This window comes from Chitinophaga sp. Hz27, assembly GCF_042263525.1.
GTDB lineage: Bacteria > Bacteroidota > Bacteroidia > Chitinophagales > Chitinophagaceae > Chitinophaga.
The window spans coordinates 467,643-479,263 of the sequence record NZ_JBHKFJ010000006.1 but is presented as its reverse complement, the minus strand read 5'-3'; the positions used below and the strand labels follow the sequence as shown (position 1 = coordinate 479,263).

Annotated in this window: 6 protein-coding genes; all 6 read right to left on the bottom strand. The window is 44.3% G+C overall.

The window, feature by feature from the left end; genetic code table 11:
• Positions 1 to 5: 5 nt before the first annotated feature.
• On the bottom strand, positions 6 to 1,934 hold the full coding sequence (locus tag ACE38W_RS16720) for a glycoside hydrolase family 97 catalytic domain-containing protein (RefSeq protein ID WP_375832395.1): 1,929 nt from the start codon (positions 1,932 to 1,934) through the stop codon (positions 6 to 8).
• A 24-nt stretch (positions 1,935 to 1,958) separates the two neighbouring features.
• Positions 1,959 to 3,413: a cellulase family glycosylhydrolase gene (locus ACE38W_RS16715; RefSeq protein WP_375832394.1), complete on the bottom strand. Its 1,455-nt coding sequence runs from the start codon at positions 3,411 to 3,413 to the stop codon at positions 1,959 to 1,961.
• 28 nt (positions 3,414 to 3,441) lie between these two features.
• Positions 3,442 to 4,659, bottom strand: coding sequence for a glycan-binding surface protein (locus ACE38W_RS16710; protein WP_375832393.1), 1,218 nt, complete (start codon positions 4,657 to 4,659; stop codon positions 3,442 to 3,444).
• Positions 4,660 to 4,677: 18 nt separating this feature from the next.
• A complete protein-coding gene (locus ACE38W_RS16705) occupies positions 4,678 to 6,252 on the bottom strand; it encodes a RagB/SusD family nutrient uptake outer membrane protein (RefSeq protein WP_375832392.1) in 1,575 nt (524 codons plus the stop codon).
• Positions 6,253 to 6,279: 27 nt separating this feature from the next.
• Complete coding sequence (locus tag ACE38W_RS16700; protein WP_375832391.1) at positions 6,280 to 9,438, bottom strand: SusC/RagA family TonB-linked outer membrane protein; 3,159 nt, start codon at positions 9,436 to 9,438, stop codon at positions 6,280 to 6,282.
• 582 nt (positions 9,439 to 10,020) lie between these two features.
• Positions 10,021 to 11,613 (bottom strand): RagB/SusD family nutrient uptake outer membrane protein, encoded by a 1,593-nt coding sequence (locus tag ACE38W_RS16695; RefSeq protein ID WP_375832390.1) that lies wholly within the window; start codon positions 11,611 to 11,613, stop codon positions 10,021 to 10,023.
• Between the last annotated feature and the right edge of the window lie 8 nt (positions 11,614 to 11,621).

Below are 11,621 nucleotides of genomic sequence, written 5' to 3'. Positions count from 1 at the left end.
GGCTGTTATTCCATTGGTTGCAGTATCGCTGCAAAACCGCCACGGCGAAGCATTGCCACATCAACCGCACTGTTCTTGTCTACTACCAGGTACTTTGTTATCAACGCCTTATCGTGGTTCCCATCACTGATCAGTGTCAGCTTAAAACGACCACCATCAGGCAGGAAACTGAAATTCAGCTGCTCTTTTTTCTCCTTCATTTCCGCGTTAATACCACCAATAAACCAGACATGATCTTTACGGCGTGCCAGTATCACCTCTTTGCCAGGATAGCCTTTCAATAATTTAGTATCATCCCATGCTGCAGGCACTTCTTTCAGTAATGCTTTAGCAGCATCAGGTAGTTCCTGATAACCTTCGGGGCGATCAGCCATGTGCTGGAGACCGGATTCAAATACAATACTGAGCGCCAGCTCATGGCCGTAGGAAGTAATATGAGGATATTGTGAATTCGTAAATGTAACGGGCGTATAATCCATTGGCCCTACCACGTTGCGGGTGAAAGGCAGCACTGTATTATGATTTGGAGCAGCCATCGTAAAGTCAGGTCCATTATTGTACCACTCCGCACCACGTACGGCTTCATAGGTCATCAGGTTTGGATAGGTCCGTGTCCAGCCCCGTGGCACCAGACATCCATGGAAATAGACCATCATATTGCATGCTGCCGCATCTTTCAGTATATCCAGGTAATATTGGATCATACTTTGTTTCTCACTCTCAAAAAAATCTACTTTGACACCGGCAACACCTAGCTTCTTTAGTTTTGTAAATTCTTCCACGCGGCTCTCATGGGTCAGTAACCGGTCGCGGGGGGTGGAGCTAACATAGGTATGCGGGCCACCCGAGTTATACCACATCAAAGGTTTCACTCCTTTGGAATGAATATATTGCAGTGCATCTTCCAGCTTACCACCATTGCTCATTTCATCCCATTCCCAGTCGAGCAGCGTATAAGGCCAGTTCATTTCTGCAGCCAGATCAGCAAATGCACATACTATTTTATAGTCTTTCGTTCCGTGGTTGCTGGACCAATAATTCCAGGAAGCAATGCCAGGCTTGATCCAGCTGATGTCTGTAAGCGCAGCAGGTGTTGAAATATCATCGACTAAAGTAGAGGCTACAATATCAGAAAGGGAGCCTGCGATAATCACACGCCATGGCGATTGCCAGGGAAGCGTGATGGTAGGTTGCGATGCTCCCAGTCCTCTCCCATCCCATTGGTCAGGAAAGGTAAGTTTGTAGTTTGATTCATTATTTTCATTACTCAGTTTGGTACCACAATAACTACCTGTAACATCTGCTTCGTGGAGCAGAAACCAGCAGGTGGTATCTTTTGTGCTGAATAGCGCAGGATAACACCATTGTGCTTTTTGAACACCACTATCTTTCATTGCAGTATACAAGCCTTCATTGGCAGTATTCCATTTCTCCATCCATCGCGTGGTTTCCTTTGGAATGGAGTAGGTTGTCAGTTCATCTTTAACGACAAAAGTCCCCTGTGGTTCAGGGAACTCATATCGGAATGCGATACCATCATCATACGCTCTCAAAACTAGATTCAGACTGGCTTTGGAAGGATTCTCAAAAGAGATGACTATTTCATTGGCCGCATTGGTACAAATGGATTTCTTTCCATGCAACGCGGTATACTGCTCCTTGATGGACCTGGGCCTGCCCGCATGCAGGAATTTCATTTCTTTTGAAAAATCCTGATCACTGCGAGACAGCCCCAGATCGATACGAGGAATGGCTTCGGTCGTCTTACCCTGACTATTGTAAACCGCTTTTATATACCATCCCCCGACATCATCATCCTGTGTTGAGAATAAGGAAACACTTATGCGTTGATTGGGCGATCGTATTGTTATTTTTTGTGCAAATGACATATTGTACATTGCAATCAGCACAACAGATAATATCGCTAATTTCATTTTTACCATGTCTATATTGAATCGTTAGTTAGCTCCAGCCAGGAGTGCATTGATGGTTCTTTGATCCAGCACCGTATTATTTCGTCTGTCCAATGCGACTCCGGTATCCCAATAAAATGGTTTCATACCATTGGCAATGGCTTGTTTTGTAATGTAGGTGAGCCAGTAATCCACGGCATCGTTATGTGTGGCAAGGTCTTTAGGTACATACTTACTATTTCCGCGTCTGTAGGCTCCATATTCACCAAGTAAGACAGGAATATTTTTATCAGTAAATTTTGTTTTCATTTTACTGAAGACGTTTATCACATCGCTTTCTTCGCCCCAGGTGGCATTACGATCCGGTTCGATGGCAGAATGATGTCCGGCACCCCAGTAGTAAAACATTTTACCCCAGGATGCGTCGCCATCCATCAGCAAACAGAATTGAGAAGGACCGTAAAAGTGAACTTCTGCCATCATGCGATCTTTCACAACGTCGGTAGGCAATGCATTCATCAGGCTATTGGTTTTATCTATATCTGTTGAAGGCCCTTGTACTACCAGTACCCTGTAGCTATTACGGCCACCAGTGGAGCGAACCGCATTAACAAATGTTTGATGATAGCTGTTTAGAATGGTCATTTGTTCCGCATTTTCTGCCGGTGGTTCGTTGGCACTTGCAAACATCAGGTGTTCATCAAAATCACGCATGGTGGTGGCAATCTGCTCCCAGAATGCTTTTTGTTTTGCATTGACGGAATCTTGTTTAGCGCTATTGATATTCGCATCCAGCCATCCGCCATCCCAGTGAATATTGAGTAAAACATACATATCGTTGCTGACACAATATTGCACTACCTGTTTTACGCGACTTAACCATTCCTCCTGAATTTTGGCAGTAGCCTTATCTGCGTGCTGATCCCAGGAACACGGCAGCCTGATGGCATTGAATCCTTGTTGCTTTATGGTTTTGATAAATGCCTCAGTGATCAAGGGATTTCCCCATGCGGTTTCTCCTCCGATCGCCTCCAGTGTATTTCCAATATTCCATCCTAGTTTGAATTTGGCCGCCAGCTGAACCGCATTGCTACTCATGCCGCTGGCATCTGCGGACAAAGGCGATTTATTATACCCTGGGTATATGCTGCTAGTTTGCTTAATATTAACTCTCCTTACCTGGCTGGCGCCTGCACTCACCTCCAACACTGCCGAACGGCTGGCACCAGTAGTATTAGCCAACGTAGTTAGTCGCACAGTAGCCTCACCGTTATTACCCGTAGCCTTCTTTACCTGCAACCAGGCATCAGCCGGATTAGTGATGGTCCATTCTACATTACTCGAAATGGCTATATCAGCAGTTCCTCCATCGGACTGGAAAGAAACATCCGATGGAGAAACTGATAATGTTGCTGTAATGGAAGTCTTCTTACTACAGCAGGTGATTGTAACAGCGAGTATGCAAAGCCCAAGCGCAGTATACCTTTTGTTGATTTTCATATATGCTTAATTGGTTAGAAGGTTGATACTATTTAATCTTTACCACTCGAATATTATCAACAGCCGCCCTTAAACCTGAAGTACTCGGTGCAGCAGTGAAATTTTTTGTCTGGATACTTATAGCGCCACTGCCATTATTGCCTAACAGGGTGGTCAGGCTACCGGCTGCGGAGCCTTTACCATCGTTGGACCTTAGGAGAGACAAAGGAATAGTAACTGTCTGCCAGCCTTTGGTGGTGAAAGGTACCACAGTACCATCCGCGGCTTGCCAGGGTTCATATCGGGCCAGGTAATCAAAATTATAATCTTTCACTACATACATGGATGTTCCAGTCCAGGCAGCAGGAACATTGATTTCAAACTTAACAGCATATTGGTCTGCAGGCACATTTAAACTATCTACAGGCACCCATTGTACTTCGTTGGTATTTATACTACGTCCGCCATTCCACCAGTTTCCATCGCCGGCAGGTAATGGATCATTTTGCAGAACGGCGTAATAGCCGTTATTTCCGGGAAAATCGGTGCTGCTGTTCTCCGTATTGGCGCCCCAGCTAAAAGTATTGATATCATCAAAATTGCAGAGCATACCTGTTTTCAGGTCATTTACATTAAATGGTGTAGTAGCAGTCCCTGATTTGGTAGCGATAGTTACCGGGCCACCTTGTGTAAGTGCAGGCAATACGAATCCGAGGGAAGTTCCATCACTGGCTTCTTTAAATTGAGTAACAGACGTACCGGCGAAAGTAAATTTCTCTACAAAAAATAAATTCAGACCAGTGATATACACAGAATCCCCTTCGTGGGCATTTTCGTTGGAAATTGCTGTTATCGATGGCGGCGGTGCTGCAATACTGAAAGTAAACGTAGTAGCGCCATGCGTAGTAACATAACGGATAGTATTCAGACTTTCTGCAGGCACCGATGGGAAAGGTATTACGGCAGGTACCAGCACCGCTGCACTGGTATCCGAGAACATAACACTATTGATAGTGGCAGGTACTCCATTGAATGATATCTGTACGGCATCCCTCAGGTTATGTCCGATCAGCACTACATATTGTCCAGTGGTGATAGTATTCACCAGGGTATCCGCTGGGGAAGCCGCATAATTTCTGACACTGGTTATAACCGGGCCAGCACCTGCTTCGTCCTTTTTACAGGCAGATTGCAAGCATGTAACAATTACCGCCAAAACAACAAACTGGAAGCTTTTATATAGATGATGGAAGATTGATTTATTCACGGTATAATAATTTTGCTGTTAGAAATAAGATACCGGTGGTTCCTGCAGTTTAGGATTAGCAGTTACCTCAGAAGAAGGTATCGGGAAGGTAAAACTTTGAATAGTGGCAGGTGTAATTACACCATAGGCGCTTGCTGGTGTTAATACACCGCCAGACAAGGTAAAGGTTACACGTGATTCACCATTTAATTTGCTGATGGCCTTTGCAGGATTGTAGTAAGACAAACGTACAAGGTCTGTCCAGTACTGACCTTCTCCTGCAAGTTCTATTCTTCGTTCATTAAACAACGTATCAATATCGATTTTGGTAGCCGGGTCCATGCCTGCTCTTGCCCGGACTTTATTGAAATATAACATCGCATCAGCATCTGTGGTAACAGTGCTGTTACCGAGTTTAGCTTCTGCATACAGCAAGTAAACATCTGCCAATCTTAAGAGTGCATTATGCTCCGTTGAAGATGTCTGCGTCATTGTAGGCGCATTATTATCCTTATTGGTACCGATGATATGTTTTTTCAATCCACAGCTTCCTGTAAATTTATAACCACCGCCAGCAGCATTCAACTCCGGATAGTAATCACCGTTAATCATGAAAGTCGCTTTACGTCTCACCGAATCTTTGGTAGTGTATAGCTCATACATCTCCACAGTTGGCTGAATATTAAACCAGCCTGCCTGTCCATTGGCAGATATTTCGGTACCACCGGGAGAATATATCTGCAGCATATTCCCTTCCAGCCAGGCGCCGCCAGGAGCCCATTGCAGTGCGAACAATGATTCCGGGTTATCGTTAAACTGTGTTTTAAACAGGTCAGCATAATTTGCCTGCAAGGACAGGCCACTGTTTTTGCAAACATTGCCCGCATATTTTGCGGCGCTGTCCAGCAAGGCCTGATCTCTGCTACCGCTATGATTTAATCCGGCAGCAGTCAGATAAACCTTTGCCAGCATTCCCTGTGCAGACCAGGTAGTCAATCTTCCTGCAGCATCGGTAGCAGGTAGATTAGCAGCGGCAAACGTCAGATCGTTAATAGCGAATTTGTAAACATCCGCTGTTTTAATACGATTTATCAGTGGGGAGATGATCAGCTTACTGTTATCTTCGATGATAGGCACTGCTCCCCAAAGCACTGCCAGATTATAATATGCAAACCCGCGTATAAAGCGCGCTTCAGCAATGGCTGCATTTTTATCTTTATCAGGAATTGTGTTGGGCGATTTTTGCAGAATCGCATTAATGGTCACATTACAGTGTGCAATGATTTTGTACATCGACTTCCAGTTGGAAATCATGATACCATTCATGCCGGTAACGGTGAAAGTATTTAGCTGTACTGCATCACCCCAGTAACCTACCGCCATATTTCCACTCAGTACATCGCCAACAGGTAAGTAACAGTTATAGTTCCAATCACCCCAGGGACTGCCGGCATACAATGCCGCAGTAGCCAGCCTGAGGTCACTGGTAGTTTGATAAAAATTGTCGGCACTTATTTGTGACAACGGTGGACGGTCCAGGAAACTTTTGGAACATCCTGTCATCATTATAATGATCAGGAAGCAAGCGATTATATTAAGGCATATTGATCTCATAATTATTCGTATTTGCAGATGAATACTTTATTTAGTCAGTTTAATGTTGGCACCTATGGTAAACACCCGTGGTTGCGGATAATAGCCATTGTCAACGCCCGCAGACAGTGGGTCCCATGATCCGATCTCAGGGTCCATTCCCTTGTAGTTGGTAATAAGGAATGCATTGGAAACATTAAAGTACACTCTCAGCGATTTGATGCTGGCCATAGAAGTCAGCTTCTCTGGCAGTGTATAGCCTAAAGAGATATTCTTGCATCTTAAAAAAGTGCCGCTCTCAACGAACTTGTCGGAGTTACGGTTATTATCATTCGTATTATCATTTCTGAGGCCTACGATCCTTGTATCAGGGTTGGTAACCTTAATATTATCGATATCTGTAGCGCTGCCGTTAGGATCTATCAGCGTCAGTTTTGCATACCCCATTAATGCGCGGAGGTAACCAAAACTTGTACCTGGATACTCTCCATTTACACGAAGCTGATTGAATACCTTGTTGCCGATGTTGGCAGCAAAAAATATATTCAGGTCGAAATTTTTATAGGAGAAAGTATTGTTAAATCCAATCTGGTATTTAGGTATAGGGCTACCTAAAAATGTCTGGTCACGCTCATCGATAACACCGTCGCCGTTAATATCCTTGAACTTGAGGTCGCCATACCAGATACTTCCGCCGGCAGCGCCTACCGGTAACGGCTGGCCATTTTTCGTTGGCAGCGCATGTGTTTTAAAGTCTTCTCTTGTTGCAAAAACACCGCCGTCAACAACATATCCATAGAATTCTCCGATAGATCTGCCAACGATGGTTTTGCTATAGGTTCCGTTGAGGGAAGCACCATCAGTATTGAGTTTGAGAACTTCGTTAATATTGCGGGAAACAGTAACATCTGTTTTCCAGGTGAAATTTTTTCTTTTGATATTGGTGGAGCTGATACGGAAATCAAAGCCTTTGTTATTGACCGTACCCACGTTAACGTAAGGCGCATCCAGCGATCCCGGCGACCATCCTATTGCGGTTCCGGAGTAGAGTGGTAACGGGATTTGCAAAACCAGACCATCGGTTTTACGATTGTAAAAATCTACAGAGAAATTTATTCTCCAGTTAAACAAGTTACCGTCGAGACCAATATTGGTATATTTTGTTTTCTCCCACTCTACATAAGGGTTACCTACATTTTGCGTCAGCTGCGCGATGCCGGTGAGCCCAGTGGCCACCGTGGCGAGCGTAGAGGTATAAGCATAATCCCTGATGTTTTGGTTATTGGTTAATCCATAACCTAATCTCAGCTTCAATTCATTAATTGCCCGCACATCTTTCAGAAATACCTCATTGTTCAACTTCCAGGCGAATGCTCCTGAATAGGTTGTTACCCAGCGATTATCGGGGGCAAACTTCGAAGAACCATCTGCGCGAACATTGGCTGTAAAAAGATATTTATCATTGATACCAAAGTTGATGCGACCAAAGTAAGACTCCTGGGCGTTCTGTCCTTTGATACCCGCATTGGTGGCGGTAGTAGGATCACCACTACTGATTACCTGCACGTTATTGGAAGGGAAATTACTTCTGCCGGCAAAAGAACTTTCATTTGTGCCCACCTGCGCTTCGTGACCAAGTAATATATTGGTATTGTATTTCTTATTAAATAAATGCTGGTAGGTCAGGAAATTCCTTACGGTAGTATAAATGTTTTGAGAAAAATTATAGGCAGCACTGTTGGTATTATTTTTCACCAAACCGAAGGTGTAGGATGGATTGAACTTATCTTCCGTAGCCATAGAAAAGCTTCCTGTCAGTTCATTCCGCAGACTGAGATCTTTGGTAAACGCAATTTCGGCATACAGGTTACCAAAAAGCTGGTTTCGTTTTGCTTCATCTTTATTAATGAGCGCAATGGCATAAGGATTCACGGTACTGTTGACCCAACCATTGGGATTATACGCGCCTCCCCAGCTGCCATCTTCATTCTTCACGGCGATATCCGGCGTCTGACTCAACGCTGTATTAATTACATTCGAACTTGTTGAGTTAACGTTTTCTTTGATATTCACCAACTGCAGGCTGGTACCGATCTTCAGCCAGTTGGTAGTTTTATTGTCGAGGTTTAGTCTTAACGACATCCTGCGAAACTTGGAGCCCAGGGCAATACCTTCCTGATTAAAATAAGAACCAGAGAGGAGATATTGTGTTCTGGTATCACCGCCGCTAACGGTGAGCGTATGATTGGTCATAGGTGCATTTCTGAAAAGCTCTTTCTGCCAATCGGTTCCATTTCCGAGGTATTTAGGGTTTGCAAATTCGGGACGGGTATCAAACCCCCAGCCTAATCCGGTATTGCGATCATTTATAAACGCTGCATATTCCCGTAGGTTCATTACCGGTAGTCGCTTCGCTATCTGCTGATAACCGGTATACATATCATACGCGATAGTTGGTGGAGCCACCTGTCCACGTTTGGTAGTGATTACAATAACACCGTTGGTAGCCTGGGAGCCGTAAATAGCAGTGGCAGAGGCGTCCTTCAAAACATCAATGGATTCAATTTCGGAAGGATTGATACCTGCCAACGGATTCACACCTGTGCCCAGGGTAGCGGTACCACCAATGATGATCCCGTCGATTACGTACATAGGCGAGCCTCCTCCAAAAGAAGACAGACCGCGGATCTGCACGGATACGGCACCACCCGGCTGGCCTGAAATCTGCTGTACCACAAGGCCAGGAACTTTTCCCTGAAGCGCCTGATCGAAAGTTACCGGCTGCGTTTTACGGATTTCCTCACCTGAAACAGAAGATATGGCGCCGGTTACATCGGGCCGTTTCACTTTACCGTAGCCAATAACTACAACATCACCCAATTGGGAAACGTTTTCCGTCAGCCCGATTTCTAAGGAAGTGTTCTTTGTAATAGCCAACTCTCTTTTTTGAAAGCCTATCATTGTAACTACCACAGTATTGCCTGTTGCAGCATCAATGGCGAATTTTCCTGTTTCATCTGTAATAACAAAGCGACTGGTGTTTTTTACAGAGACAGTAGCACCAGGTATAGGCGAGGCATTACCTGCATTAATAACTTTACCTGTAATTTTAAAATTTTGGGCGTGAAGATTTGTGCTGCTAAAGAATCCCAAAAGGATACCCAATAGCGGCAATATTCGCGAACGAATCATTTTGGTTGACTTCATGTCTTAGTTTTTTTCTTGAATAGATGGTAAACCCAACAGAATGAGCTAGTGATTTGCGTCATCTGCAGCTGTATGACCGTCCTCCTGCTATCAACGTGGAATAGTGCAGGCACCAGGACCGGACAAGCTGATTAATGAGGCCAGACGACCGTAGATGTAAATGTTTGAGGCAAAAGAATTAGTAGGGATATTAAAACGGTATAAAGGGGAATCGATACTGCCCAACGGACAGTCTTCCCTGCCAATAAATTCCTGAATGGAAAACTGGCAGGCATGTGGAATGACAGCAAATGCAGTTTCATATACGTGGATTAAGAGCTTTAAAGGTATAGCTATGGTAGCGCACTGCGGGGAGTCGATTGATTCAACTATATGCGCCAAATGTTTCAGACGGCTGATAAGATGCAGTAATAGCAGCAATTTCAGGTAATGGTATTATAGAAATAACACCCACCAGGTATAATCAGGAAGCCGGGCTTCATATTTGCATTCATCCAACATCACTGTTTCTCCCAACCCCGGCTTCCCTGATCATTTATTAGAATGGATAAAAAATATCAACATAGTGTAGAAGTACCTGACCTACCACCCTGCGTTTTGTTTCAAGACATTATTAGATAATGTGATCTGTGTATAAGGTATTTGTGCCAATCCTTTTGTTTCCTGGATCTTAGAAGCCAATATTGTTTTAGTAGTGTTTACGCCACCATTTTGGACAGTCACTGATTCAGCAATTGCCGAAGAAGCAACGTTGATGCCCTGGCGTAATAAGTCCCAATAACGTATACCCTCTGCTGCAAACTCCAGTCTTCTTTCATTCAGGATATTATCCTCGTTAACGGGCGTTTGCACAAAATCAGCGCCATAAGCTCTTTTGCGGACATCATCAAAGTAGCTCTGAGCGCCAGCGGAGCCAAGTTCAGCAGCCATCAACAATACATCTGAATACCGGATGGATACATAATCCTGATACTGGCTGATCATAAAGCTGACGCCTCCCATTTTTTCAGCAAGACTTTTCCCAGCCTCATCTGCCATAGGTGTATACTTCTTGATCGTATAACCAGTATATTCCCGCTGGTCTTTGATGTTCGTGAAGTTGAGCTTTTCATCATTAAAGGAAATGATAGAAGCAGTACGACGACTATCGGTAGGTGCAAAGGCATTCCAGAGCTTTGGATTAACTGTAGCGCCTCCCCAGCCCATGCCATATGGATAAATGCTTTGTATACGGATACCATATAATACCATCCAGGTATTGCCATCTACATTTCCGTTCCAGTCACTGGTAAAAGTGTATTTTATGGCAAACACGGTTTCTTTATTATCTTCTCCTGCATAATTATTCAGCGAAGCTGCTGGCCAAAGGTTGGCAAATTTATCAACCAGGCCAAAGCCACCGTTATTTATAACATCTTCCAGAGAAGCCAGCGCCTGGGCTTTGGAGATCTCTCCTACCACATCAGGCTTGCTGTAATAACCGGTGTAGTACAGAAACACACGACCCATCAGAGATTCAGCGGCCCATTTGGTAACACGCCCGTGCGTAGAAGGGTCTTGAGCAGGATAGCTCGTGGCAGGAAGATTGGCAGCAGCAAATTTCAGGTCCTGGGCAATGAGTTTATAAACACTGTCTGCATTTGCCTGTGGAACATTATCAGTGGTGGGTTTGGTAATCAATGGAATATTGCCCCACAACCTGACCATGTCAAAATAGCAATAAGCACGTATGAATCTTGTTTCTGCTTCATAGGTATTGCGTAAGGTGGTATTTCCTTTCCAATCTATGCCGTCGAGATGCGTCAATAGCATATTGGCACGGTATATCGCTTTATAATAAAGGCTCCAAGAATCCCCGAACAAATCCTGATCAGAAGGAGAACGCAGTTTATCAAATTCGTCCAGCATCTGGTAACCAAAACCATCGGCATTTCCGGTGCCACCAAAAGCCTCATCAGACATAATCGTAGAAGCTACGGGAAAGGCTATCCCACCTGACCACACACGCTGCAAGCCATCATATACACCTACCAGTGCTTTCCAGGCATCATTGGGTGTTTTGTAAAAATTCTGTTCGGTTGCACTGGTTACATCTTCCGTATCCAGGAAATCCTTTTTACAGGCAATCATAGACAATAACGCAGTAAACAGTATATAGTATTTAATGTTTTTCATCGCTTATT